At 72.5% G+C, this 25,742-nt stretch carries 22 protein-coding genes; 9 read left to right on the plus strand and 13 right to left on the minus strand.

Annotated features, from left to right (window positions below; genetic code table 11):
- Positions 1–79: 79 nt before the first annotated feature.
- Positions 80–562 (minus strand): general stress protein, encoded by a 483-nt coding sequence (locus HCN51_RS23445; RefSeq protein ID WP_168011602.1) that lies wholly within the window; start codon positions 560–562, stop codon positions 80–82.
- 246 nt (positions 563–808) lie between these two features.
- Here HCN51_RS23445 and HCN51_RS23450 point away from each other — a divergent pair, with 246 nt between their 5' ends.
- The 3 genes from HCN51_RS23450 to HCN51_RS23460 all read left to right on the plus strand — a co-directional run bounded on the left by HCN51_RS23450 (position 809) and on the right by HCN51_RS23460 (position 2,275).
- Complete coding sequence (locus HCN51_RS23450) at positions 809–1,165, plus strand: SPW repeat protein (RefSeq protein WP_168011603.1); 357 nt, start codon at positions 809–811, stop codon at positions 1,163–1,165.
- Positions 1,166–1,445: 280 nt separating this feature from the next.
- Entirely contained in the window at positions 1,446–1,832 is a 387-nt protein-coding gene (locus HCN51_RS23455) for a hypothetical protein (protein WP_080040207.1), read from the plus strand.
- A 26-nt stretch (positions 1,833–1,858) separates the two neighbouring features.
- On the plus strand, positions 1,859–2,275 hold the full coding sequence (locus HCN51_RS23460; protein WP_168011604.1) for a hypothetical protein: 417 nt from the start codon (positions 1,859–1,861) through the stop codon (positions 2,273–2,275).
- Positions 2,276–2,348: 73 nt separating this feature from the next.
- Here the strand turns inward: HCN51_RS23460 and HCN51_RS23465 are convergent, their stop codons facing one another.
- The 9 genes from HCN51_RS23465 to HCN51_RS23505 form a co-directional block, all read right to left on the minus strand.
- Complete coding sequence (locus tag HCN51_RS23465) at positions 2,349–3,128, minus strand: hypothetical protein (protein WP_168011605.1); 780 nt, start codon at positions 3,126–3,128, stop codon at positions 2,349–2,351.
- A gap of 133 nt (positions 3,129–3,261) precedes the next feature.
- Positions 3,262–4,482, minus strand: a complete 1,221-nt coding sequence (locus HCN51_RS23470; protein ID WP_206067566.1) for an MFS transporter — start codon at positions 4,480–4,482, stop codon at positions 3,262–3,264.
- A gap of 60 nt (positions 4,483–4,542) precedes the next feature.
- The gene (locus HCN51_RS23475; RefSeq protein ID WP_168011606.1) at positions 4,543–5,739 is read right to left on the minus strand and encodes an MFS transporter; all 1,197 of its coding nucleotides are present in this window, start codon (positions 5,737–5,739) and stop codon (positions 4,543–4,545) included.
- Between the two features lie 115 nt (positions 5,740–5,854).
- Positions 5,855–6,988 (minus strand): sigma-70 family RNA polymerase sigma factor, encoded by a 1,134-nt coding sequence (locus tag HCN51_RS23480; protein ID WP_240973160.1) that lies wholly within the window; start codon positions 6,986–6,988, stop codon positions 5,855–5,857.
- 76 nt (positions 6,989–7,064) lie between these two features.
- Positions 7,065–7,676: a hypothetical protein gene (locus HCN51_RS23485; protein ID WP_168011607.1), complete on the minus strand. Its 612-nt coding sequence runs from the start codon at positions 7,674–7,676 to the stop codon at positions 7,065–7,067.
- A 29-nt stretch (positions 7,677–7,705) separates the two neighbouring features.
- Positions 7,706–8,716 (minus strand): COG1470 family protein, encoded by a 1,011-nt coding sequence (locus HCN51_RS23490; RefSeq protein ID WP_168011608.1) that lies wholly within the window; start codon positions 8,714–8,716, stop codon positions 7,706–7,708.
- Positions 8,717–8,787: 71 nt separating this feature from the next.
- The gene (locus tag HCN51_RS23495) at positions 8,788–9,429 is read right to left on the minus strand and encodes a hypothetical protein (protein WP_168011609.1); all 642 of its coding nucleotides are present in this window, start codon (positions 9,427–9,429) and stop codon (positions 8,788–8,790) included.
- A 33-nt stretch (positions 9,430–9,462) separates the two neighbouring features.
- Entirely contained in the window at positions 9,463–14,376 is a 4,914-nt protein-coding gene (locus tag HCN51_RS23500; RefSeq protein ID WP_206067568.1) for a ThuA domain-containing protein, read from the minus strand.
- A gap of 238 nt (positions 14,377–14,614) precedes the next feature.
- Positions 14,615–15,895 (minus strand): ROK family protein, encoded by a 1,281-nt coding sequence (locus HCN51_RS23505; protein ID WP_168011611.1) that lies wholly within the window; start codon positions 15,893–15,895, stop codon positions 14,615–14,617.
- Positions 15,896–16,136: 241 nt separating this feature from the next.
- Between HCN51_RS23505 and HCN51_RS23510 the strand changes: the two genes are divergently transcribed.
- Together HCN51_RS23510 and HCN51_RS23515 are read left to right on the plus strand one after the other, a co-directional pair.
- Positions 16,137–17,444 (plus strand): ROK family protein, encoded by a 1,308-nt coding sequence (locus HCN51_RS23510; protein ID WP_346433761.1) that lies wholly within the window; start codon positions 16,137–16,139, stop codon positions 17,442–17,444.
- Between the two features lie 115 nt (positions 17,445–17,559).
- Positions 17,560–18,567 (plus strand): sugar phosphate isomerase/epimerase family protein, encoded by a 1,008-nt coding sequence (locus HCN51_RS23515; protein ID WP_168011612.1) that lies wholly within the window; start codon positions 17,560–17,562, stop codon positions 18,565–18,567.
- Between the two features lie 160 nt (positions 18,568–18,727).
- Here the strand turns inward: HCN51_RS23515 and HCN51_RS23520 are convergent, their stop codons facing one another.
- On the minus strand, positions 18,728–20,932 hold the full coding sequence (locus HCN51_RS23520; RefSeq protein ID WP_168011613.1) for a glycogen debranching N-terminal domain-containing protein: 2,205 nt from the start codon (positions 20,930–20,932) through the stop codon (positions 18,728–18,730).
- Positions 20,933–21,021: 89 nt separating this feature from the next.
- On the opposite strand from HCN51_RS23520, the gene HCN51_RS23525 reads away from it, so the two are divergent.
- From HCN51_RS23525 to HCN51_RS23540, 4 genes are read left to right on the plus strand one after another with little or no spacing between them, the layout of a single operon-like run.
- On the plus strand, positions 21,022–22,023 hold the full coding sequence (locus tag HCN51_RS23525) for a LacI family DNA-binding transcriptional regulator (protein WP_168011614.1): 1,002 nt from the start codon (positions 21,022–21,024) through the stop codon (positions 22,021–22,023).
- Complete coding sequence (locus HCN51_RS23530) at positions 22,020–23,240, plus strand: sugar ABC transporter substrate-binding protein (RefSeq protein WP_168011615.1); 1,221 nt, start codon at positions 22,020–22,022, stop codon at positions 23,238–23,240. Before HCN51_RS23525 ends, HCN51_RS23530 begins: the two co-directional genes overlap by 4 nt.
- 4 nt (positions 23,241–23,244) lie before the next feature.
- Positions 23,245–24,228 (plus strand): carbohydrate ABC transporter permease, encoded by a 984-nt coding sequence (locus HCN51_RS23535; RefSeq protein ID WP_168011616.1) that lies wholly within the window; start codon positions 23,245–23,247, stop codon positions 24,226–24,228.
- Positions 24,225–25,040 (plus strand): carbohydrate ABC transporter permease, encoded by an 816-nt coding sequence (locus tag HCN51_RS23540; RefSeq protein WP_168011617.1) that lies wholly within the window; start codon positions 24,225–24,227, stop codon positions 25,038–25,040. Before HCN51_RS23535 ends, HCN51_RS23540 begins: the two co-directional genes overlap by 4 nt.
- On the opposite strand, the gene HCN51_RS58155 is transcribed toward HCN51_RS23540, so the two are convergent.
- Together HCN51_RS58155 and HCN51_RS58160 are read right to left on the minus strand one after the other, a co-directional pair.
- Positions 25,003–25,320: a 5'-nucleotidase C-terminal domain-containing protein gene (locus HCN51_RS58155; protein ID WP_206067570.1), complete on the minus strand. Its 318-nt coding sequence runs from the start codon at positions 25,318–25,320 to the stop codon at positions 25,003–25,005. The two genes, HCN51_RS23540 and HCN51_RS58155, sit on opposite strands and share 38 nt — an antisense overlap.
- Positions 25,275–25,667: a 5'-nucleotidase C-terminal domain-containing protein gene (locus HCN51_RS58160; RefSeq protein WP_206067572.1), complete on the minus strand. Its 393-nt coding sequence runs from the start codon at positions 25,665–25,667 to the stop codon at positions 25,275–25,277. The genes HCN51_RS58155 and HCN51_RS58160 overlap by 46 nt, the downstream gene beginning before the upstream one ends.
- Between the last annotated feature and the right edge of the window lie 75 nt (positions 25,668–25,742).

The raw sequence follows: 25,742 nt of genomic DNA on the forward strand, positions 1-25,742 counted from the left end.
ATTGATGTAGCCGAGCCTAAGACGGTCGGATAGTCTGTTGTCAAATAGCTCAACGTTGAGAGATTGGTGGGACGATGTCTCAGCTCGTGCGCCACTCGTGCTTGATCAGCAGGTTGCGGGCCTCCTCGGCCAGGTCGCGCGGGACCAGCACCTCGTACCGCTGGGCGACGACGTTGCTGCGGGAGACGAGCCCCCTGATCTTGCGCGTGGAGGCGTGCGCCGCCAGGCCGAACACGGCGCCGAACGCGGCCCCGAACAGCGCCCCGATCAGCCCGATGGCCAGGAGCGAGGCCGCTCCGGCGCCGGCCATGCCGCTGATGAGGCCGGCCAGCAGGCCGATCCAGGCACCGGTGCCCGCCCCGCCCAGGGCGGAGCGTGCCGGCGTGAGGCGGCCCAGGACCGTCTCGACGAGCCGCAGGTCCGACCCGACGATGCTGACCCGGTCGATCGGAAAGTCGTTGTCGGCCAGGAAGCTCACGGCATGTTGTGCCTGCTCGTGGGTGGTGTAAGAGCCCACGCTGGTCGCGGGCTGCCCGCCGGTGAGCGGGCCGGCCAGAACCATGACAGTGCTCCTTCCTCGATCTCCGTCTACTTTCCTTCCCATTTGCAGTAAACATCAAACTTCAGTTGTAAGTTCCCGGCATCGGTCCTGCTCGGGGAAGGAGTCGGCACAAGTTGCGGAACGCCGGGTCAAGTCGTTACATAGAAGGTGGCACTCCTCATCGGTGAGTGCTCGGAAGTCAACCGGCTGGGCCGTCGCCGCAGGCACGAAAGGACAAGGCAGGCGACCGGCCGAGGAGGTGGTCTCATGGACAGGAAGTGGGTCCGCTGGCAGGACTGGCTGGCGTTCGTCGTGGGCGTGGTGACGGCGCTGACCCCGCTCTGGTTCACCCCCGACACCGCGGGCGGCACCTGGTCGCTCGTGATCCTGGGCGCCCTGCTGGCCATCGGCGCTCTGTGGTCGCTGGGTGTGCCCGGCGCGCTGATGAGCGAGTGGACGCACGTGGTGCTCGGCGTGCTGCTCATCGTCGCCCCGTGGGTCTTCGGGTTCCAGGACCAGATGGGCGCCGCGTGGACGGCGTGGATCGCCGGCGTCCTGGCCGTCGCGGCCGGGCTGTGGGTCGCCGTGCCCCAGATGCGCGGCCACCGATCCGCCCACGCCTGAGACACGACAGATCAGAGGGAGCGGCCCCGTACGTACGGGGCCGCTTCCGCGTGTGACGGCGGGCGGCACCGGTAAAGGATGAGTCAGCCGCCGCGCTCTCGCGGCACGGCCACCTCCCGGCGGGCGGAGGCGGGCAGGACGCGGCGAAGGGGCCAGAAGTTCACGTGCGGCCGGGCAAAAAACCTTGATCGGCCGGCACGGGGTGGCGAGCGTCGCGCGGGCCCCCGCGAACTTACCTTTCGTTGTGGTTCCTATCAGCCGCAACAAAGGGGGATTCCTCATGCTCAGTCGTGCTCTTTCCGGCTGCCTCGCGCTCGCCGCCACCGGCCTGGCCGTCATCGCCGGACCGGCCGCGCACGCGGACTTCAAGGCCCCGTACGCGCGCGCCGCCGCGATCATCGACGCCGACGGCTCGCTCAACGAGGGCAAGAACGTCATCAAGGCCTGGCGCGCGGGCACCGGCCGGTACTGCGTCCAGCTCAGCCACTACATCGACGCGCGCGACTCGCTCATCCAGCTCACGCCGCGCCACGCGCTGCGCCTGCCGCACATCGCCTACCGCCACCCGTCGGCCACGTGCCGGCTGGAGAACACCATCACCGTCAACGTCTACAGCACGCATACCGGGCGCCTGGCCGACAGCGGCTTCGATCTGCTGGTCTCCTGACCCGGCCGAAAGGACATACGACCGACATGAACACCATCAGGCGATCCGCCACCGGGAAGCTCACCGCCGCGGCCATGGCGGCCGCCGCCCTCCTCACGCCGGGGGCCGCCTCCGCGGAGACCCCGTTCGCCCAGGCCTCCGCCACGATCGAAGCGGACGGCTCGGTGGCCGAGAGCAAGCACGTGGACGACGTCTGGCACCCGTCCCGGGGCGTCTACTGCGTGCTCCTCAACCAGGTCGTCGACCTGGACGGCGAGGTGGCCGTGCACGTCACGCCCATCGGCCGTCATGACCACGCGCGCTCGCTGTCGGTGGAACGCGGCGCCCGCGCGTGCGTCCGCCGTGACCTGCCCCGCAGCGTGGCCGAGCGGACGATCGCCGTCTACAGCCAGGCAGGCTCCCGGTGGGCCGCGGAGACCGCGTTCTACCTGACCGTCTCCTGACGCCGCCGCGAGCGAGGCCGCGCACGTGACCCGCGCGCGGCCTCGCCACGAGCCCGAAACCTGAGGCGCGCGCTCAGCAGCCCACCCGCCTGCCGCTCAGCGCGATGTCGTCCATCCACACGTCGAAGGCGGCCGGCGCCGGGTTCGCCTGGTAGAGCTGCCAGCCCAGCTTGACCGTGTCGAAGCGGGGGAAGACGAAGTCCACCGGGTTGCCGCCGTGCTCCCGCGTGGACACGGTGAGCTCCGGCTTGGCCACCCCGTCGAACCACAGCGAGATCCGGTTGTCGGCGGCGTCCATGTGCCACTCCACGCACGTCCACTTCCCGGCGACGGAGGGCGCGGTGGTGCGCCAGTTCGTCCAGTCGCCGGTGGGGCCACCGTCGGCGCCGACGCCCCAGTACGCGGCACCGCCGTTGGGCGGCGGGGCGTACTGGCCGCCGAGCGGGCGGACGACCTCGGGCCCGTCGCCGGTCGCCTCGACCAGCGTGTAGTGCGCCCAGTCCGGCGCCGTTGGGAACGCGGAGACGCGCAGCCGTACCCGGCCGTAGAAGCTGTTGCCGGGCGCGGCGAAGTCGTCCACCTTCAGGAACGCGCGGCCGTTGCCCTCGGTGTGCACGCGCAGCACCTTCTGCCCCCGCGCGCCGCGCTCGACGGTGAGCGTGCCGTGCTTGGTGTCGATGCCCCAGCGCAGGCTGCTCGCGCCGCCGGTGGGCAGCGCCTGGAAGTCCTCGCAGAACAGCAGGGCCGCCTTCGCGCAGGTACGCGGGTCCGTACGGGCGGAGGCCGCGGCCGGTGCGGCGGCCAGCGGCACCATCAGGACGGACACAACGGCGCGGGCCCACCATGTACGCACGACGACTCCCTCTGCGACGGACGCGGATGTTCATGAGCGGGAGTAAGGTACGCCATCCGCCGCCCGAGGGCGGGCACGCGGCGACCGCCGCCGGCAACGCCCCTGGTGGAGAGGGTGAGACCCGAGGAAACTTTCAGCGCCGCACCCTGTCACGGGAGGCGCTGAGGAGCAGCACCGCGCAGGAGGCGACGGTCAGCAGACCGCCCGCGAGAAACGTGCCGCGCACGCCGGCGAGCGGCAGGATCAGCCCCCCGAGCGCCGCGCCCGCCGCGATGCCGACGTTGTAGCCGCCGGAGTTGGCGGCGAGCGCGAGGTCGGTGCGGCCCGGCGCGCAGGACAACATCGCGTTCTGGGTGGTCATGAACACCGGCCCGAGCGCGCCGCCCGTCAGCACCAGGAACACCACCGCCGCCCCCTGGTGCGCGCCCAGCGCGTACAGGCCGAGCAGGCCGGCCGCCTGCGTGGCCACGGCCGCCACCAGCGCGCCCTGCGGGAACCGGTCGAGGACCGCCCCCGTCACGCTCACCCCGGCCAGGCACGCCACCCCGAACACCACGAACAGGACGCTGACGGAGCCGGGGGAGAACCCGCTCACCTCGCCCAGGAACGCCACGACGTAGGTGTACCCGGTGAAAGCGCCCGTGGCCGACAGTGTCCCGGCCGCCAGCACCGTGCGGAACCGCCGCACGTCGGGATCGCTCCCGTACGCCGCGGGCTCCTCCTCCGGGCGCGAGGTCGGCAACAGGACGGCGATCGTCACCAGGCAGAGCAGCCCCAGAGCGGCCAGCGCGGCGACGGGCACCTGCCAGCTCGTCCGCTGGCCCAGCCACGTCCCGGCCGGAACGCCGAGCACCAGGGCCAGCGAGCCGGCCACGGACAGCGCCCCGACCACCCGCCCCCGCACCCCGGGCGCGAACAGGCCCACCGCGACCGGCCCCATCACGGCCCAGAACAGCGCCTGCGCGAGCGCCGTCAGCAGCCGCGCCCCCAGGAGCACCGCGTACGAGGGGGCCAGCGCCGCCGCCAGACTGGACACCACGAGCGCCCCCAGCAGCCCCGTGAGCACGTGGCGCCGGGGCACCGCGCGCATCAGGTGGGCGACCGGCACGGACGTGACGGCCACCGTCACGCCGTAGCCGGTCACCAGGAGACCGACCGCCGACAGCGAGACCTGGAGGTCTTCCGCGATGAGGTCGAGGAGGCCGACCGGCAGGTTCTCCGCGGTGTTGAAGGTGAGCGCGGCCAGCATCAGGGCGGCGAGCACCGCGAGTCTGTGCCATGGGGCCGGTGGTCGGGTGAGGTGCACGTCGTCTTTCTGGTTCTCGCCGTTGTGCCTGCTGGCGGCACCTTTCATCCGGTACCTCACCAGGTGCGCCGGCCCGGCCGCAACCGGATTAGGCCGGGGCGGGCCCCGTCACGCGGCCTCCGAGGCGGGCTCCCGCTCCGGGGCCGGCGGCTTCAGGAAGCCCGTCCCCCAGGCGACCGGTACGGAGAGCACGGCGATGACCAGGCCGGCGATCACCGGCGCCGAGGCGGTGGAGCCGCCGATCGCCGCGCCGCCGGCGGCCGAGCCGGCGGCGATGCCCAGGTTGGCCGCCGAGGCCGGCAGCGAGGAGGCCAGCGCGCCCCCGGGGCCGGCCAGGTGCACCACGCGGTACTGCAGCGACGGCACCATGCCCATCGCGAACAGGCCCCAGGCCGGCAGCACCAGCACCACCAGGAACGCGACCGCGCCGGCGAGGTACAGCGCCCCCAGGCAGAGCGCCGTCATGACGGTCGCGACCGTGAGGGTGCGGGCGGCGTCCCGGTCGGCGAACCGGCCGCCGGCGAACGAGCCCGCCGCCGACGCGGCACCGTAGGCCAGGAGGAACACGCTGACCAGCGCGCCCGAGACGCCGGTGACCCGCTCCAGGAAGGGCACGATGTACGTCAGCGCCGCGTACAGCGAGGCGAAGACCAGGAACTGCAGGACGAGCATCGCCAGCACCCGCGGCGCGAACGCGTGCCTGGCCTGGTCGCCGGCGCCACCCTGGGAGCCGGGCACCGACGGCAGCAGCAGCGGCGCCGCCACCAGGGCCAGCACGGCCAGCGCCACGACGGCGAGGAACGCGCCCCGCCAGCCCACCACCTGGCCGAGCAGCGTGCCGAGGGGCACGCCCAGCGCGCCCGACACCGCGAACCCGCCGAACACCGCCGAGATCGCCCGCCCCATACGCTCCGGCGGCACGACCGACATGCCCACCACGAAGGCGACGGCGACGAACAGGCCGCCGAGCGCGCCGGTCAGGGCGCGCGCCACGACGAACAGGCCGTGATCGGCGGTCAGCACCGGCACCAGGTTGCCCGCCACGCACAGGGCGAGCGCCCCGGTCAGGACGGTCCGCTTGTTCAGCCTGATCGTCAGGGCGGTCAGCAGCGGGCCGCCGACGGCCACGCCGAGGGCGTAGGCGGTCACCAGCGCGCCCGCCGCCTGGACGCTCACGCGCAGGTCGGCGGCGATCAGGTTGAGCAGGCCGACCACGAGCAGCTCGGCGCTGCCCAGGACGAACGTGCCGAGGAAGAGGGTGGCCAGGGCGAGGGTGGTCCCGCCCCTGGCGGGGGTGGTGGTCATGGGGATCCTTTCGCGCAGGTCGAAACGCCGGCACGGCGAACCCACGTGCCGGGCGTGGGTGAGGGTGAGATGCGGCTCGGGCCGGCGCGCGACCAGCGCGGCAGGCCGAGCCCGGTCAGGCGCGCAGGGAGCGTGGCAGGCCGAACGCGGTCAGCAGCGAGTTGTCGTGGAAGCGGGTCAGCCCGCACACGCGCTCGCCCGCCAGCGTCAGCACGAGCACGCCCTGCGCGTGCAGGATGGGCGTGCGCGGGTCACGCAGGTAGCAGCCGAAGGCCGGCTGGCCGTTCGCCCGCGTCGGGATCAGCGCGTACCGGCGGCCGCCGGCCAGCGCGGCGGTGGCGAGGAAGGTGCGGATCTCGTCCGGGCCCCGGTACGCCAGCGGCAGCGGCGGCATGGTGAGCGACGCGTCCTGCGTCAGCAGCGCCACGATGGCGTCGACGTCGCCCGCCTCGAACGCCCGGGTGAATCCGGCCACGAGGCGGCGCTCGCGTGGCGAGCCCGGCAGCGGGGCGCTCTCCCGGTCGGGGCCGGGCAGCTCGCGCGACAGCGTCGCCCGGGCCCGCTTCAGCGCCATGGTCACCGCGTTCGTGGTCGTGCCGAGCAGGTCCGCCACCTCGGCGGCCCGGTACCCCAGCACGTCCCGCAGCACCAGCACGGCCCGCTGCCGGGCCGGCAACCGTTGCAGGGCCGCCAGGAACGCCAGCGACACCGACTCGCTGGTCTCGTAGCGGGACTCGGGGCCCGGCAGCCGGTCGGGCAGCTCGTCGAGCAGCACGTCCGGGTACGGCTCCAGCCAGCTCGCCTCCTCGCGCCGGCGTGCCGGCCGGGCGGCCGGTACCGGCGTCGGAACGGGCTCGGAGGCCGGGACCGATGGCCCGGCGTGCTCGGAGGGCGGGACCCGCGCCATGGCGTGCGCGGGCGGGCGGCGAGCGCCGGCCCGCAGCGCGTTCAGGCAGCGGTTGGTCGCGATCCGGTAGAGCCACGTCCGCAGCGACGCCCGCTCCTCGTAGCCGCCGATCCCGCGCCACGCCGCCAGCAACGTCTCCTGCACCAGGTCCTCGGCGTCCTGGACGGAGCCGAGCAGGCGGTAGCAGTGCACGTGCAGCTCGCGCCGGTACGGCTCGACCAGGGCGCGGAACGCGTCGCCGTCGCCGCCGCGCGCGGCCGTCATCAGCCGCCCGGCGGCGCCTGTCTGGTCGGCGCCTGTCTGGTCGGCGCCTGTCTCGTCGGACGGTGGGATCCCTCGCATGCCGGCTCCTTCTCTTCCATGGTGGCTCTCCCTAGGGATGGACACCATCGGGGCCGGGAAGGGGTCGGCGGGGCGCTCACCGGAGGGGCGCGCGGTGGCGGCGGGCGAAGCCGATCCAGGCCGCGACGGCGGCGAGCGCCACGAGGACGATGACGCCGACCTTGACGGGGGTCCCCGTCGTGCCCCGGTCCTCCACCGCGGCCACCGGAGCCGCCTGGGCCGGAGCCGCCTGGGCCGGAGTCGCCTGGGCTGGGGTGGCCGCCTGGCTCGGGGCGGGGGTCGCGGCGGCCGGGGCGGACGCGGCGGGCGCGGCGGTGATCGCGCCCGCCTTCACCTTCACCGTCGCCTTCGCCTTGGACGGCTCGGTCGCGACCACGGTGACCCGCCACTCGCCGCTCGGCAGCGGCTCGGCCGAGTGGTACAGGTTCTGCCCCTCGGGCGCCGACCTGAGCGGCACGGGGCCGAAGGAACGGCCGTCGGACGAGGTCGCCTTCAGGGTCGCCTCGACGATCTCGGTGACGGGATGGCCGTCCTTCTTGTACGTCACCAGCACGTTGACGTTGTCGGCCCCGTCCCCGGTCACCTCCAGCTCGATCGGCCCGCCGTGCGCGGCGGCGGCCGGCGCGCCGAGCACGAGCGCGAGCCCGGCGAGCAGGAGGGTGAGGAGGTAGGCCGGTGCCTTGTTCACGGTGATGGCTCCTTGTGGGTCGATGGTGCTCACGCCTCCTGGGGCGTCTCCCGGCTGTGCAGCCTGATGAGCTTCTGGATCCGCTTGCGGCGCCAGGCGGCGATCAGCCGTACGGCGGGGTAGGCGAGGGCGAGCAGGACGAGGAGGGCGAGCTGCGGCCACGGCAGGGCCCAGACGGTGGCCTGCACCGCCACCTGCTCGGCGGCGACGCCCGGGAGCGGCCCGCCGGCGGGCGAGGGGATGGCCGTGACCGTGGTGCCGATGGGCCCGAGCGGCCAGGCGCCGGTGACGCGGGCGGTGAACGTGCGGCTGCCGCCCGGCATGAGCTCCCTGGCCCTGGCGGCGGACGGGTCGCTCCAGTCGCTCTGGCCGGCGAGCGTGGCGGTCAGCACCCGGTTGTCGGTGACGAGCCGGACGTTGCCGGCGTTGGCCACGGTGTAGGTGACCTCGACGGAGCCCGAGGCGAAGGGGTTCCACGACTGGACGTACTCGGCCCGCACGTCGCTCACCGCGACCTTGGCCACGTAGTCGCCGGTGACGCGGATGTTCAGGCGGACGCCCACCCGGTTCTGGACGCGTACCTGACCGGAGACCGTCTCCAGGGACGCGGTCACGCCCGCCGGGTGGTCGCCCGGGGTCGCGTTCTGCGGGATCGTCACCTTGACCGGCACCACGGACGTGGCGCCGGCGGCGACCGTCACCCGCTCGGGGATCTCCAGCCACGCGCCGCCGTCGGCCGGGACGGCGTCCGAGGGCCGCATGTCGAAGTAGCCCTTGGCGGTGAGATAGCCGTCGTTGGCGTCGATCGCGAAGTCCACCGGCCGGGTGGAGCGGTTGGTGACCGCGACGTGCTCGGTCACCTGCTGCCCGCCGGCGAGTTCGAGGTCGATGACGCTCCGGCCGTCGGGGCCGCCCGCGTTGGCCGGCACGACCGACCAGGTGATGTCGGCGGCGGCCGGGCCGGCGAGGCTGACCAGCAGGCTGACCGGCAGGGTCACGAGCAGGGCGGCGAGGGCGCCCAGTGCACGGCTTTTCGTCAACGGAGATGTCTCCAGCCTCATCGGGGGGCGCCCGGGACGGTGCCCGGGCGCCCACGGCGGACGATGACGGTTCAGGACTGGTTGAACAGCGAGAGCGTCACGGTCGAGTGGTACTCGCCGGCCGCGACGTCCACGGGCGTGCGCAGGGCGAGGTCCGCGTTGACCTGCCAGGTGCCGATCTCGTCGGCGGAGTTCGCCGTCGAGACCAGCAGCTCCTGGCCCTGGAGGCCGACGGCGGGGGCGCCGCTGCCGTCGGAGATGACGCTGGAGACGGGCTCGCCGGCCGAGACCGCCCCGGTGGAGGTGTCGCTCAGCAGCCGTGGCCGCCACCCCAGGTACTGCGGGCCGATGGGCGGCGCGGAGCCGCCCGTCGCGGTGAACTCGGCGGCCTGCCCGACGACCGCCCAGAAGTCCCCGGCGGGGATCTCCTCGGGGCGGCGGGTGTCGGTGACGGTGACCGTCGGCAGGGTGCCGACGAACTGGCGGGCGGTGGCGTTGGAGCCGTCCTCTTGCAGGGAGACGCCGCCGTTGTCGGCGACGGTCATGGAGACCTGGCCGGGAGTGGTGGCGGGCTCGATGGTGACCGACACGTCGATGCCGTTGTCGGGGTCGTCGTCCGCCGAGGCGGGGCCGGCCGCGCCGATGCCGAGGCCGGTCAGCGCGACACCGAGCACCGCCGCGGCGAATGTCCGGGTTGTCCTGTGTAATCTCATGTGATCGCTCCAGTCAGAGGGAGGCCGGGCGCGTCAGCCGCAGCCGAGCGCGGGGTAGGCGGCGTCGTAGGACGTGGTGACCTGCTCGCCGCCGATCGTCGCGGTGCCCTTCACGGTCACCGTGCCCGCGTCGATCTGTCCGGCCCTGCTGTTGAAGGACTGGTACGCCTGCTTGCCCGGTGCCACGCCGGTCACGGTCTTCGACCCGTACGGCGTGGTCAGCGTCACCGTCACCGGTACCCCGGCGTTGTTGACGGCCGTGACCGCGACGTACGCCGAGGTGCCGACGCAGCGGGAGGAGGCGGAGACCGCCAGCTTGACCTGTGAGGCCGGCGCGGTCAGGTGGAAGTGGTCGAACGTGACCGTCTTCGACGCCGACTGGTTGGTGCCGATGGTGTAGACGCCGGCCTTGGCGCCACTGGCCACGGCGCTGTTCTCGACCGGCGCGGACAGCTCCGTCCACGTCTGGCCGTCGGCGGAGTAGGAGCCGGTGAAGGTGGCGCCGGCCTTCTTCAGCCGCAGCCACCACACGCCGCCGCTGAGGTTGTTCGCCTGCGGCTGCGGGCTCTGCACGGTGCCGCCGACCTCGCTGCGCAGCTCGATGGCCCGCGCCACCGCCGACCCCGCGGCGTTGGTGGTCAGGAAGTCGAGCTTGACGTAGTCGTCGTCGCCGGCGTACACCATCAGGCCGCCCTGCTGGTACTGCTCGTTCAGCGCCGAGGCGTCCACCTTCGTCTCCAGCGTCCAGTCGCCGTTCGGCGCGGGCTGCAGGACGAAGTTCTTCGGGCCGCTGTTGGTGGTCCCGTAGATGTCGCCGGTGGTGGTGTCGAGCTCCAGCTTGCCGTCCTTGACGCGGGCCGCGGTGGCGTCGGGGCGCACGATCGCGCTCCAGCGGCAGGTGTCGAGGGCGGTGCCGTCGAACTCGTCGTCCGGGTCGGGCGCGGTCGCGGTGTCGTCCGGGGTGATGTGGAACCAGTCGAAGGCGGCGTCCACGACCGGATGGCCGGCCCCGGCCAGGGAGAGCAGGCCGATCTTCGGGTTGGTGATCCCGGCGAGCGGCTTGGTCTGCGGCATCGCGGTGAACGTGCTGCCGTCCGCGGAGTAGTGGGCGGTGATGTTCGTCCCGTCGCTGACGAACCGCACGTACACGGTGTCGGGGTAGGAGTCGCCGAGGTTGGCCGTGTTGCTCTGCGACACCTCGTTCGGGGCGGCGTTCTCCTCGCGGATGAACTGGAAGATGCGGCTGGCGTGGTCGGAGCCCGACGTCGACCGCGCCTGGAGCACCATCTTGGCGTAGTTGTCGTCGTCACCGTAGATGATCAGGCCCGCCTGCTGGTAGGCGTCCCGCGCGTCCAGGGTGAGCTTGGCGGTGGCCGTCCACGCGCCCGACGGCGCCGGCTGCAGCACGATGTTCGGCGTGTTGCCGCCCGTGCTGTAGATGTCGGTGGTCGAGGTCGGGATGACCAGCTTGCCGTCGGCGACCTTGAGGTCCTGGTTCTCCCGGACGACCGACCAGCGGTTCCGGTCGAGCTGGCTGCCCGTGAAGTCGTCTGAGCGGCCGGTGAAGCACACCGTGGCCGGCGCGTCCACCTTGACCGTGACCTGGGCGGTGGCCGAGGCGCCCTTGTCGTCGGTCGCCGTCACGACGGCGGTGTAGGTACCGGGCGCGTCGTAGGTGTGGCTGGCCTCGGCGGTGGTGGGCTCCGGCGCGCCGCTCACCCCGAAGTTCCATTTGTACGTGATCGCGTCCCCTTCGGGGTCGGTCGCCGTCGCCTTGAAGTCGACCTTCAGCGGCGCGACGCCGGTCGCCGGGGTCGCCGTCGCGGTCACCGCCGGATGCTCGTTGTCCGTGGCGCCCTTGCCGACGAAGTCGACCCAGTTGAAGTTGGCCAGGTAGGCGTTGTCGGCCGCGCTCGCCGGCTTGCGCACGACGAAGTACAGCGGGCCGCTGTCCGTGGGCGGGCTGCTCAGGTCGAGCGTGACGTCGGTGAACGTCTGCCAGCCGCCGGTGGGCGTCACCTCGACCGAGCCGATCAGCGTACCGGTCTCCGGGTTGCCCGCCCGGACCTGCACGGTGCCGCCGGCGCCGCCCGAGGAGGCCCGGAACCGGATCGCGGTGACGTTCGTCAGGTTCGCCGGGTCGAACGACCACCAGTCGCCGTCCTGGACGAACGCGATGTGCTGGTTGCCGCCCTGCGGGTCGCTCGTGGTCTCCGCCTGGACGCCCGCGGTGTCGGTGCCCTTGCCGTCGGCCACCCGGCCGGTCCGCGAGAAGTGCTCGGCCTGCTTGCGCTTGGGCTCCAGGAGGACCTGGCCCCGCCCGGTCAGCGGCTTGGCGCCGTTGGCGCCACCGTCGGTGTAGCTGGCCTCGATGGCGTAGAACAGGTTGTCGTACTCGCCGTGGCCGGCCTGCTGGGTCTGCAGCACGCCTTCACAGCCCTTGTGCTGGTCGAGCGGGTGGCCGTGGCTGTCGTGGCCGAGGATCGCCTGGATCGTGACCTTGTCGCAGTCGATCGTCCCGTCCTCGGGGTCGGTGACGGTGACCTTGAACTTCACCTGGTCGCCGAACTCGAAGAAGGCGCCGTTCGGCGGGAGGTTCACCGAGACGGTGGGGCGGGTGTTGCCCGCGCTGATCTCGACGCTGGCCGTGGCGGTCTTGCCGTCGGGGGTCTTGACGGTCAGGACCGCGTTGTAGTCGCCCCCCTCCGTGTAGGTGTAGGAGGGGTTCGGGTCGGTGGAGTCGGTGTCACCGTCGCCGTCGAGGTCCCAGGCGTAGGTGAGCGGCTTGCCGTCCGGGTCCCGGCTGCCCTCGCTGGAGAACGTGACGGCCAGCGGCAGCGGCCCGTCCGTCTTGTCCGCCGCGGCGCGGGCGATCGGCGGGCGGGTGCCCTTGGTGTACTCGATGCGGTAGATGCCCGAGTCGGCGTTGTCGCCGCCGAAGCCGGAGCCCCACTCGATCATGTACAGCGCGCCGTCGGGACCGAACTTCATGTCCATCGGCTTCTTGAACGTCAGCGAGCCGAGGATCGGGTTCATCTCGACGAGCTTGGTGCCGGTCTCGTCGAGCTGGAACGACCACACCTTGTCGTTGTTCCACTCGCCGAAGATCGCCTTGCCGTCCCAGTACGCCGGCCACTTCACGTCCGACTGCAGGTTCGGGTCGGCGCGGTAGACCGGGCCGCCCATCGGCGCGCCGCCGCTCATCTCGGGGAAGTTCTGCGGGTCGGCCGCGTAGTGGTACCAGATCGTCGCCGGGATCACCGGCGGCAGCGTGGTCAGACCGTCGTTGTTCGGCGAGTCGTTGACGGGCGCCGCGCAGTTGAACGGCGAGCCCGACTGCTTGGTGGCGAAGTTGTAGTCGACGTACGGGGTGTTGTTGCCGACGCAGTACGGCCAGCCGTAGTTGCCCGGCTTCGAGACCAGGTTCCACTCGACCGTGTTCTGCGGGCCCCGGGTGGCGCTGGCCGTGCCGGCGTCGGGGCCGTACTCGCCGAGCATGATGTGGCCGGTCTTCGGGTCGAGGCCCATGCGGAACGGGTTGCGCAGGCCCATGCCGTAGATCTCCGGCTTGGTCTTCGCCGTGCCCGGCGGGAACAGGTTGCCGTCCGGCACGGTGTAGGTGCCGTCGGCCTCCGGGTGGATGCGCAGCAGCTTGCCGCTGAGGCTGTTGGTGTTGCCCGCGCTGCGCTGGGCGTCCCAGCTGGAGCGGCCCTGCTGCTCGTCGATCGGCGTGTAGCCGTCGGAGGCGAACGGGTTGGTGTTGTCGCCCGTGGCCAGCCACAGGTTCCCCGTCTTCGGGTCGATCACCATGCCGCCGCCGTGGTGGCAGCACTCGGCCCGCTGCACCGGCACGTCGAGGATCTTCTTCTCCGTCGTCAGGTCCACCGTGTCACCGGTGACGGTGAAGCGGCTCAGCCGGTCGACGTTCGTCCCGGAGGGGGAGTAGTACAGGTACAGCCAGTGGTTGGTGTCGAAGGCGGGGTCGAGCGCCAGCCCGAGCAGGCCGCTCTCGTTGGCGGTGAAGACGTTCAGCTTCGCCGCCGTCACCGTGCCGCCGGCCGGCTTGATGATCCGGACCTCGCCGAGCCGGTCGATGTAGAAGACCCGGCCGTCCTTGGCGACGTCCACCATCATCGGGTTCGAGGTGTTGTCGTCGAGCGTGACCTTCTCGAAGCTGGAGCTCTGCGAGGCCGAGCAGTCGGCCTTGACCGCGCCGGCGGCCGTCTGGATGCCGCCGAGCAGCAGCTTCAGGAAGTTCGGCTCGCTGTAGTTCTCCTTCAGGTGGCCGAGCCCCGTGTACCACGAGCGGCCGCCGTCGAAGTCCTGGCACCACGTGATCGGGTGGTCGGCGCCCATCGTGGCGCCGGTGTAGGACTTCTCGTCCATCGAGGTCAGCACGTGGACGGTCGCGCGCGGGTTCGCCTGGTAGTCGTACCACTCGTCGGTACGGGTCCAGGTCGTCGGCAGGTCCTTGGTGGACGGGTGCGCCGGGTCCTCGACCTTGACCGTGGCCTGCTGGATCGCCGGGTGCTGCTTGAAGTAGGCGCCGACGAGCTTGCCGTACCAGGGCCAGTTGTAACCGCTGTCGGCGGCGGCGTGGACGCCCACGAACCCGCCGCCCTTCTGGATGTAGCGCTGGAAGGCGTCCTTCTGCTCCTGCGTGCTGAGCGGGTCGCCGGTCGTGGACATGAAGATCACGGCCTGGTACTGCGCGAGGTTCTGGTCGGTGAACAGCGCGCTGTCCTCGGTCGTGTCGACCGTGAAGTTGTTGTCCTGGCCGAGCTTCTGCACGGCCGCGATGCCCTCGGGGATCGAGTCGTGACGGAAGCCGGTCGTCTTCGAGAAGACGAGGACCTTGAAGGCGGGCTCCGCCGCCGTGGTGGCGGTCTCGGCGCCCGCGGGGGCCGGGGAGAGCGTGACGAAGGGGACGATGAGGGCCGCGGCCATCGATAAGACGGCCGTCGCGGCGGTGCGGCGTCTCGGACGCCGTCCGCCGGCTCGTGGGGCCGAGCCGAGGAGCCTGGCCCACGTGCGCTGACGTGGTGACATGAGGAACCCTTCCTGACCGGGGGGACGTCAGGCAAAGGCGCGCGCCGCCGCGCTGTTGCCACGGGATGGTGACGGGGTGGTGAGGAGCGGATGGTGCGGTTGCTGGAGGGTGCCGTCTCCAGGTCTGCGGGGGCCGTCAGCGGGGTGCCGGCCGGGGGAGTGCGTCCATGAGCGTCGTAGGGTCGTCGATGAGGTGGCTGACCACCATGCTCGCGGCGCCCCGGGAGGCGGCGCCGAAGCCGAGCGTGGAGGCGACGAACCGGCACTGGGCGGCGGGAGCGGCCACCATGAGCCGTTGGAGCTGGTCCTGGGCGTGGGGGAGCAGCCACTCGGCCAGCGAGGCGAAGTAGCCGCCGATGACGATCACCCGCGGGTTGAACAGGTTGGCCAGGATCGAGCCGCCGAGCCCCAGCCATTCGCCGACCTGCGCCACCGCCATCGTCATCCGCCGGTCGCCGGCGGCCAGGCCCCTGGCGATGTCGGCCACCCGCTCGCCCGGGTCGGGCACGGGCCGGCCGGGCAGCCCGTACGCCTGCTCGGGCATGGCCGCCCCGACCAGCGCGGCCAGGCCGACCTTGGTCTCCCAGCAGCCGACGCGGCCGCAACCGCAGCGCGCGCCGTTCGGGTCCACCTGCAGATGCCCGACCTCGCCCGAGAAGCCGTCGGCTCCGCGCAGCAACTCGCCGCCCAGGATGATGCCGCCGCCGACGCCGACCTCGCCGGTGAGGTAGACCAGGTAGGGCGTGCCGGCGGCGACGCCCGAGGTGTACTCGGCCAGGGCGGCCAGGTTCGCGTCGTTCTCCACCCGCACGGGCACGGCCGGCGTGCCCAGCATGGTGGCGAGCTGGTCGGCCAGGGGCACGTCGTGCCAGTAGAGGTTCGGGGCGAGGGTCACGATGCCGCGCGCCACGTCCACCAGCCCCGGTACGGCGACCGCGACGCCGGCGGGAGCCGCCCCGGCCCGCCGCATCGCCTCCACGGACTCCTTGGCCACGAGCCCGAGCCGGCGCACGGCCCGGTCGGGGCCGCTGCCCATGGCGTCGTAGGCGACCCGGCGCTCGACCAGGGCCCGGCCGCTGAGGTCGGTGCCGTGCACCGCGATGTAGTCGACGTTGATCTCCATGCCCAGGGCGCCGACGTGCGCCCCGTGCAGGGCCACCGCCCGCCTGGGACGCCCGATCGCGCCCACGTGCTCGACGCCGACCTCCCGCACCAGCCGCCGCTCCAGGAGCTCGGCCATGAGGTTGGAGACGGTGGCCCGGTGCAGCCCGGTCGCCTCGGCGATGTGGGCACGGGACAGGGAGGCGTGCTCGCGCAGCTTGCGCAGCACCAGCGAGAGGTTCGCCCGGCGCAGCGCGGCGGCGCCCGCGGGAGGGGCGCCACCCGGCGGGCGGGTGCGGGGCGGCTTGTACGTCATCCGCGCCACCTGCCCTTTGTTTATCTCCGAGATCAATTAATCGGAGTTGTAACACGGCGAGATCGCGCCGTACACCCCGCGCCTTCGTAACGAGTTGGCAACACTGATTTCCGTGCACTTCAGGAGCTATTGCGCGGCTCGTTACTGGAACGTTACATAATCTGTAACCGATTTCACTCTTGTGTGCGCCGGGTCGGCCCCTTTTAATTCGGCTAGCCACCCCGACTAATCGAGGAGGAGCGTGGACCACAACCCGGCCGGCGGCCACGCGGCCGGCTCGGCGAGTCGCGGCCGGCCCGCGCGGCTGCCCGCCGACCAGGCCACCGTGCGCCGCTCCAACCTCGCCCTCGTGCTGCGCCACGTCAGCACGCACGGCCCGTGCTCCCGCTCGGCCGTCGCCGGCGCCACCGGGCTGAACAAGGCCACCGTCACGAGCCTCGTCAGCGAGCTGCAGGCCCGCGGCCTGGTCAAGGAGATGGGGCCGCAGCACGCCGGCTCCGTCGGCCGCCCCGGCGTCGCGCTCGGCCTCGACGGCTCCCGCGTCGGCGCCCTGGGCGTCGAGGTCAACGTCGACTACATCGCCGCCATCGCCACCGACCTCGCCGGTCGCGTGCTCATCGACCGGCGCATCGGCTTCGACGCCATGGGCTCCGGCCCCGAACGCTCCCTCGACGAGCTGGCCCGCATGGTCGAGCGCACCGTCGCCGACCTCGACCGGCTCGGCGTCAGACCGGCCGGCATCACCGTGGCCGTGCCCGGCCTCATCGACACCACCACCGGCACCGTCGTCGTCGCCCCCAACCTGGGCTGGCGCGGCGTGCCGGTGGCCGAGCGGCTGTCACGCGCCGGCCGCGCCGCGGGCATCCCCATCGCGGTCGCCAACGACGCCAACCTCGCCGCCCTGGCCGAGTACACCACCGGCGTCGCCGCCGGCACCGACGACCTCGTCTACCTCACCGGCGAGGTCGGCGTCGGAGGCGGCGTCATCGCCGGTGGCCGGCTGCTCAGCGGCGCCGACGGCTTCGCCGGCGAGGTCGGCCACGTCATGATCGAGCCCGACGGCGAGCCGTGCCGCTGCGGCCGGGCCGGCTGCTGGGAGACCAAGGTCGGGCTGGCCGCCCTCGTCCGCATGGCCACGCCCGAGCACGCCTACGGCACCGGCCTCGTCCGCGACCCGGAGGAGCGGCTGGCCGAGATCGAGCAGCGGCGCGCCGAAGGCGACCCCCGCGTGGACGCCGCCGTCGCCGAAGTGGGCCGGTGGCTCGGCCTCGGCGCCGCCATGCTCGTCAACATCTTCAACCCGCGGGTGATCGTGCTGGGCGGCTACTTCGCCAGGCTCGCCGACCGGCTCATCCCCGCCGCACACGAGGAACTGGCCCGCGCGGGCATGAACGGCGCCATCGAACGCTGCCACTTCGCCGCCTCCGACCTCGGCTTCGGCGCCGCCGCACGCGGAGCGGCCGGAGTCGTCGTCGAACGGGCGCTGTCCGACCCCACCAGCATCACGGTCCCCAGCCTCGTGCCACCCCAGAACGTCCCGCCTGCCTGACCGGCCACCCGGAGCCGCACCGGCACCGTTGACGCCGAACTCGGTGCCGCCGCGGCGGTGCCAACCGGCGCCGTCAGGCGGGCGGGGCCGTTCCCTGATCACCGTGGAGGACTTCATGACCAGACCCATCACCCTGTTCACCGGACAATGGGCGGACCTGCCGTTCGAGGAGGTCTGCCGGCTGGCCTCCGAATGGGGCTACGACGGCCTGGAGATCGCCTGCTGGGGCGACCACTTCGAGGTCGACAAGGCCCTCGCGGACGACTCCTACATCGAACGCAAGAAAGAGACCCTGGCCAAGTACAACCTCGGCGTGTGGACCATCTCCAACCACCTCGTCGGCCAGGCCGTCTGCGACCACCCCATCGACGAGCGGCACAAAGGCATCCTGCCCGCCCGCATCTGGGGCGACGGCGAGCCCGAAGGCGTGCGGCGGCGCGCCGCCGAAGAGATCAAGGACACCGCCCGGGCCGCCGCCGCACTCGGCGTCACCACCGTCGTCGGCTTCACCGGCTCCTCCATCTGGCACACCCTCGCCATGTTCCCGCCCGTCCCGCCGTCGATGATCGAGGCCGGGTACGCCGACTTCGCCGACCGCTGGAACCCCATCCTCGACGTCTTCGACGAGGTGGGCGTGCGCTTCGCCCATGAGGTGCACCCGAGCGAGATCGCCTACGACTACCACACCACCGTGCGCACGCTGGAGGCCATCGGCCACCGGCCCGCGTTCGGCCTCAACTGGGATCCCTCCCACATGGTGTGGCAGGACCTCGACCCGGCCGGGTTCATCCTCGACTTCGCCGACCGCATCTACCACGTCGACTGCAAGGACGCCCGCGTCGCCGGCCGCGACGGGCGGCGCGGCCGGCTCGCCTCCCACCTCGCCTGGGCCGACCCCCGCCGCGGCTGGGACTTCGTCTCCACCGGGCGGGGCGACGTGCCCTGGGAGACGTGCTTCCGCGCGCTCAACCACATCGGGTACGACGGGCCGATCTCCATCGAGTGGGAGGACGCGGGCATGGACCGGCTGCACGGCGCGCCGGAATCCCTCGCCTACATCCGCGCGCTCAACGCCATCACCCCACCGGCCGCCTCCTTCGACGCCGCCTTCTCCTCCGAGTGATTCCCCGGCGGGCGGCGGCCCCCTCCGCGACCGCCGCCCACCGTGCCGTCTTGTGGCGCCGGGCGTGTGCGCCGCCGTGCCGTCTTGGCCTCATCTCGCACCGGTGGCTGCCGCGTGCGCGTCGTCCTCCCGCGTCGCTGGGCGTCGGGGACGTGCCGGGTCACTCGGCGGGGCGCGGCTCCATGCCCGCCGGCAAGCCTGTGACCTGGGGCGTGCCGGAGCGGTCGATCGTCACGTCCACCGGGGAGCCGGCCACGCGCAGCCCGCGTACCGACAGCGCGCCCAGCGGGGCGCCGGGCAGCGGGCGCAGGGTCGTGCGGCCCGACGGCACGTCCGGGTACAGGCCCGTGGCGGCGTGCAGGATCGCGACGGCGGCAGCCGCCGACCACGCCTGCGGCCGGCACGCCGCCGGGTACGGCACCGGCCGCCCCATCAGCGTGCGGTCGTCGCCCGCGTGCAGCTCCGGCAGCCGGTAACCGAACGTCTCGGCCGCCGACAGGAGCCCCCGCGTGAGGTCGGCGGCCAGGTCCGCGGCCACGCCGCCGTGCCCCGACCGGGCCAGCCCGGAGATCACGATCGCGGTGTCGTGCGTCCAGACGGAGCCGCAGTGGTAGGAGAGCGGGCTGAAACCGGCGTCGGCGGCCGACATCGTCCGCAGGCCGAAACCGCCGGACATGGCCGGATCGGTCAGCGTGCGCGCGATCCGCAGCTCCTCCTCGGCGGTGAGCAGGCCGGTGCCGAGCAGGTGGCCGATGTTGCTGGTCAGCGCGTCCACCGGACGCTTGTCCCGGTCGAGGGCCAGGGCCGGGTAGCCGCCCGCCACCCAGAACCGCTCCCGGAACCGCTCGGCCAGCCTGCCCGCGTAGTCGCGCCACCGGTCGGCGCCCGGCCGGCCGAACGCCTCCAGCAGCGCCGCGCCCGCCACGGCCGCCTCGTACGCGTACCCCTGCACCTCGGCCAGGGCGATCGGCGGCTCGGCCCGCGAGCCGTCGTGGAAGCGGACCGCGTCGCCCGAGTCCTTCCAGCCCTGGTTGGCCAGGCCGCGCCCGCTGGTGTCGATGTACTCCAGGAAGCCGTCACCGTCGGCGTCGCCGTCGGAGCCGAGCCAGCCGAGCGCGGCCTCCAGGGCGGGCAGCAGCGCGGCCACCTCGGCGTCCGGCAGGCCCCACCGCCAGGTGTCGTGCAGCAGGCAGATCCACAGCGGGGTGGCGTCGATGGTGCCGTAGTAGGCGGCGGGCAGCTGCAGGCCGCTGGTCTCGAGGTCGTAGTCGTGGCGGCGCAGCTCGTGCATGATCTTGCCGGGGGCCTCGCCGGAGGTCGCGTCCACCTTGGTGCCCTGGCGGCGGGCCAGCACGCGCAGGGTGCCCGCGGCCAGGCGGGTCCCCAGGGGGAGCAGCATGCGGGCGGCCCAGATGCTGTCGCGGCCGAACAGCGTCAGGAACCAGGGGACGCCCGCGCCGAGGAACGTGTCGCCCGGCGCCTCGGCCTCGGTGAGCCGCAGCGACTCCAGGTCGTCGAGTGACTGGCGGGCCAGGCGTACCAGGCGGGCGTCGTCGGCCTCGACCCGCGGCCGGCTCCACTCGGGGCCGCCGGCCGGCGCCGCCACGACGGCCTCCGGATCCTCGACCCGCACCCCCCACCGCAGCGTCACGGCCCGCCCGGGCGCAACGGTCACCCGCCACCGGAGCACGGCCCCACCTTCGCCGGCAACGACGCCCGCGCCCGCGCTTGTGCCCGCGCCCGGGTCTGCGTCTGCGTTCGCGCCCGGGTCTGCGCCTGTGCTCGCGTTTGCGACCTCGGCACCTCCGGTACTCATGCTTGAAGTGGCGCCTGGCCTGCCGTCGCCCTTTCCACCGTCCTCCGCCCCCAAGAGGGCGGTGACGCGGGTCCGGCCGGAGTGCCAGGTCAGCGTGCCGCCGGCGACCGAGGCCGGGAGCGGGGCGGCGGTCCTGCCGGATTTGACCACCTCGACGGGGGCCAGGTCGCACGCCAGCGTGAGCGTGACCGTGCAGGTGACGGGCTCGGCCGCGGTGGAGGTGACGGTGATCTCCTCGTCCATCGCGCCGGGCGTGACGTGGCGGACGCGGTCGATGCGTACCGTCGGATCGGCGGTGGGGTCGCCGAGCCAGCGGGCCAGGGAGACGAAGCGGGAGAGACCGGGCGCCGGGACGGCGTGCGCGACAGGCTCCGGCTCGCGGCCGTCGACGAGCAGCCCGGCCTGGGAGAGCACCCGCGCGTCGGCGTGGAAGAGCCCCTGCACCCCGGCGGGCCTGATCTGGCCGTCGGTGCCGCTGAGCGCGGTCGTCGGCGCCCGGACGGTGGAGACGAGGTCGTGCAGCAGCGGTTGCAGACGGTGGTCGTGCACGGTGAGGGCCCCTTGACACTCCGTTGATTTGAACGATCTAATCTTGGCACACGCCTTTTGGATCGATCAAACCCCCAGAAAGGACACATATGGCGTCAAAGGTGACGATCGCCGACGTGGCTCGCTACGCCAACGTGTCCCGACAGACCGTGTCGAACGTGCTGAACTCCCCCGAAGTGGTCAAGGAGGAGACCCGGCAGCGCGTGCTGGACGCCGTCGAGGCCCTCGGCTACCGGGTCAGCGCCGCCGCCCGGCAGATGCGCACCGGCCGCTCGCGGCTGCTGGCCGTGCGGATCGAGACCACGCAGGACGGCATGAACGTCTTCGACCGCTTCCTGCACGGCCTCACCGAGTCGGCCGCGCGGTCCGGCTACCGCGTGCTGCTCTACACCGCGGCCGACGACCGGGCCGAGATCGACACGATCGACCAGCTCCTGGGCGAGTTCGAGCCCGACGGGTTCGTGCTGACCAGCACCCATCACGGCGACCCGCGGGCCGCCTGGCTGGCCGGGCGCGGCCTGCCGTTCGTCAGCTTCGGCCGGCCGTGGGGGGCGCCGGAGGGCGTGCATCCCTGGGTGGACGTGGACGGCGCCGCCGGCACCGAGACGGCCACCCGCCACCTGCTCGACGCGGGCCACCGCCGCATCGGCTTCATCGGCTGGGAGCCCGGCTCCGGCGTCGGCGACGACCGCAGGGCCGGCTGGGAGCGGGCGCTGGCCGCGCACCAGCTCGACGCCGGCCTCGTCCTGGAGACCGACGGGTCGTCGGCCCAGGGGCAGGCGGCCGCGCGCGAGCTGGTGGAGCGCGGCGCGACGGCCCTGGTCTGCGTCAGCGACTCGGTGGCGCTCGGCGCCTTGCAGGTCGTCCCCGACGTCGTCGGGTTCGACGACACGCCCGTGGCCGCGGCCGTCGGGCTCACCAGCGTCAGCCAGCCGCTCACCGAGGCGGCGGCACGCTGCGTGGAGCTGCTGACCAGCCGGCTGTCCGGCCGGCTGCCCGACCGGCTGCCCGATCGGCTGCCCGATCGGCCCGCCGCGACGCACGTGCTGCTCACCCCCTCTCTGGTCATCCGAAAGGAGCCTCGCTCATGAAGAGCCTCACGATCCCGGCGGCGACGGCCGTGCTGCTGTCTCTCACGGCCTGCGGCAGCGGGTTCGATGACCGCCAGCCGGCGCCGCAGCAGAGCGCCGGCCCGGCCGCCCTCCAGATCCTCATGGCCTCCTCGGGCGACGCCGAGACGAACGCCGTCAAGCAGGCGGCGCAGGCGTGGGCGAAGGCCAGCGGCAACACCGCCACCGTGACCCCCGCCCAGGACATCCACCAGCAGCTCGGGCAGGCCCTGGCCGGCAGCAACCCGCCGGACGTGTTCTACGTCGATGCCTCCCGCTTCGCCGACTACGCCAGCGTCGGCGCCCTGGAGCCGTACGCCGACCGGATCTCCGCCAGCCAGGACTTCTACCCGAAGCTGCGTGAGACGTTCACCTACGACGGCCGCTTCTACTGCGCGCCCAAGGACTTCTCCACGCTCGCCCTGGTCGTCAACGACGAGCTGTGGAAGAAGAACGGCCTCACCGATGACGACATCCCCACGACCTGGGACGAGCTGACCGCCGTCACCAAGAGGATCAAGGGCGTGACGCCGCTGGTGTTCGGCGACACCCGCGACCGCGTCGGCGTCTTCATGGTGCAGGCCGGCGGCTGGATCACCAGCCCCGACGGCAAGCAGGCCACCGGCGACAGCCCGCAGAACCTCGCCGCGCTGGAGTACGTCAAGGGCCTGCTCACCGTCAAGCAGGCCCAGTACGCCAGGGCGCTCGACGCCGACTGGGGCGGCGAGGCGTTCGGCAAGGGCAAGGCCGCGATGACCATCGAGGGCAACTGGATCCGGGGCGCGATGAAAGCCGACTACCCTGACGTGCGCTTCTCGGTGCACGAGCTGCCCGCGGGCCCCAAGGGCAAGGGCACGCTGTCGTTCAGCAACTGCTGGGGCATCTCCGCCAAGTCGCGGCACAAGGACGCGGCGATCAGCTTCGTCGAGGCGATGACCAAGGCCGACCAGCAGCTCGCGTTCGCGCGGGCCTTCGGCGTGATGCCCTCGCGCCAGTCGGCCAAGGACGCCTACCTGAAGGAGTTCCCCGGCGACGCGGCCTTCGTGGCCGGCGCCGACTACGCGCAGGGCCCGGTCAACGCCCCCAAGATGGACAGCGTCCTGTCCGACTTCGACTCGGGGCTGCAGAAGCTGGCGACCAGCGACCCCAAGCAGCTCCTGGCCCGGCTGCAGAAGAACACCGAGAGTGTGCGCGGCTGACGTCATGCGCAGTCGTACCAGGGAGAACCTCGCGGGCTGGCTCTTCGTGGCGCCGGTCGTGGCGATCCTCGGGCTGTTCCTGCTGCTGCCGATCCTCATGGCGCTGTGGGTCAGCCTGACGGGATGGAACGGGCAGGGCAGCCCGTTCCGCGCCGGCGTGCCGTTCGTGGGCGGGGACAACTACGCCCGGCTGTTCACCGAGGACGGCCTGGCCCGCGAGAACTTCATGACCAGCCTCCGCAACAACGTCTACTACGTCGCCGCGGTGGTGCCGCTGCAGACGGCGCTCGCGCTCTTCCTCGCCCTCGTGGTGAACCGGCGCCGGGCGTTCTTCCGCACCGCGTTCTACTTCCCCTCGGTGACCAGCTCCGTGGCGATCAGCGTGGTGTTCCTGTTCATCTTCAGCAACTCGGGGGCGGTCAACCAGCTCCTGGCCCTGGCCGGCGTGCGGGGACCGCAGTGGTTCTCCGACCCGCGCGGGGTGATCCAGCTCCTCGTCGGCGAGCCGCCCGCGGCGCTCACCGAGCACGGCCTGCTCGGCCTGACCTGGTGGGACTGGCTGGCGGGGCCCAGCGTGGCGATGTGCGCGATCATCGTGCTCGTCGTGTGGACGACGTCGGGGACGTTCATGCTGATGTTCCTCGCGGCGCTGCAGAACATCCCGAAGGCGCTGGACGAGGCGGCCATGCTCGACGGCGCCACCCGGTGGCAGCGCTTCCGCCGGGTGACGCTGCCGATGCTCAAGCCGACCATGTTCCTGGTGCTGACGCTCGGGCTGATCGGCACGTGGCAGGTCTTCGACCAGATCTACGTGATGAGCCAGGGCGATCCGGCCAAGACGACGCTGACGCCGGCGTTCCTGTCGTACCGGACGGCCTTCCGCGACTTCGACTACGGCGCGGGCACGGCGATCTCGTTCGTGCTCTTCCTGATCATCGTGGTGCTGACGCTGGTGCAGCGGTGGGTCATGAGGGAGCGCAGGGCATGAAAGCCATGAGAGGCATCCTCCTGGCCGTCTTCTCGGTCGTCTTCGTCTACCCGTTCGTCATCCAGGTCGCCAACTCCTTCAAGACCGACCCCGACGCCGCCGCCAACCCGCTGTCCCCCCTTCCGCACCCGGCCACGCTGTCGGCGTTCGAGCGGGTGTTCCTGGGCACGGACATGCCGGTCTGGCTGGCGAACTCGCTGCTGGTGACGGTGGTGGTCACGCTGGGGCGGGTGCTGCTCGACTCGATGGCCGGGTACGCGCTGGCCCGGCTGCGCTTCCGCGGCCGCTCGGGGCTGTTCGCGGCGGTGATCGCGGTGATGGCGGTGCCGGGGGTGGTGCTCTTCATCCCGAAGTTCCTGGTCCTGAACCAGCTCGGCATGTACGACTCCTACCTCGCGCTGATCCTCCCGCTCATCGCGGACGCCACCGGCGTGTTCATCATGAAGCAGTTCTTCGAGTCGATCCCGGGCAGCGTCGAGGAGGCGGCCCGCATCGACGGCGCCGGCCCGTTCCGGGTCTTCTGGTCCGTGGTGCTGCCCATGTCGCGCCCGGCGCTGATCACGCTGACGATCCTGTCGTTCCAGGGCTCGTGGAACGAGTTCCCGCACACCCTGGTCGCCGTGCAGGACCCGGCGCTGTTCACCCTGCCGCGCGGCCTGGCCGACCTGGTCAGCGGCTCGCTCGGCGGCGGCACCCAGTTCCCGCTCAAGCTGGCCGCCGCCCTGCTGGCGACCGTCCCCGTCGCGGTGATCTTCGTCGTGTTCCAGCGGCACTTCATCCGCGATCCGAACCAGGGCGCGGAGAAGGGCTGACGCCTTCGGGGGCGGGCTCCGCGCCGGAGCCCGCCCCGGGTCGTCGGTTCACGCGGGTGACGCGCCCCGGCGCCGGAGCCTGGAGCGGGCTCTTGGCGCGGATGCAGGACTCGAACGCCTCGATGCCGCGCACCTTCTCCACCCGCTCGGTCCCCTCGGTGCGCACCGGGAAGCCGTCGCCGCCGGTCGCGATGAAGGAGTTGGCGGTCACGCGGTAGGAGGCGGCCGGGTCGATCACGGTGCCGTCGAGCTTGACGGTGGCGGGTCGATCCTGCCGCACGCGGGCCTGGCGTTGTCGTAGGTGGAGGTCAGCCCCTGCGAGACGCCGAGCACGCGGGCGGTGCTCTGGCCGCACCACTGCTGCTCCAGCAGCCGCTCCACCTGGGCGCCGGTGAGCGTCATGGTGACGAGCATGCTACCGAACGGCTGCACGCGCAGGGCCTTGCCGTGCGTGACGAGGTTCGACATCTCGTTGCCGGTCGGGTTGACGATCAGGTCGCCGCCGATGCCGCCGCCGTAGGGCGGCTGGATCGCGATCCGGGCGTCCGGCCTGATGTCGTGGGTGATGGTGACGTTCCCGGCCTTGGCGGCCGTCGGGTTGCCGGTGGCCCGGCCGACGGTGAGCACGACCTTGGTCAGCTTCGCGCGTGCGGGCGGAGGTCTGGGTGACGGGGATCCCGTTGATCACGCAGTTGTACGGGT

The organism is Nonomuraea composti, assembly GCF_012034275.1.
Lineage (GTDB): Bacteria > Actinomycetota > Actinomycetes > Streptosporangiales > Streptosporangiaceae > Nonomuraea > Nonomuraea composti.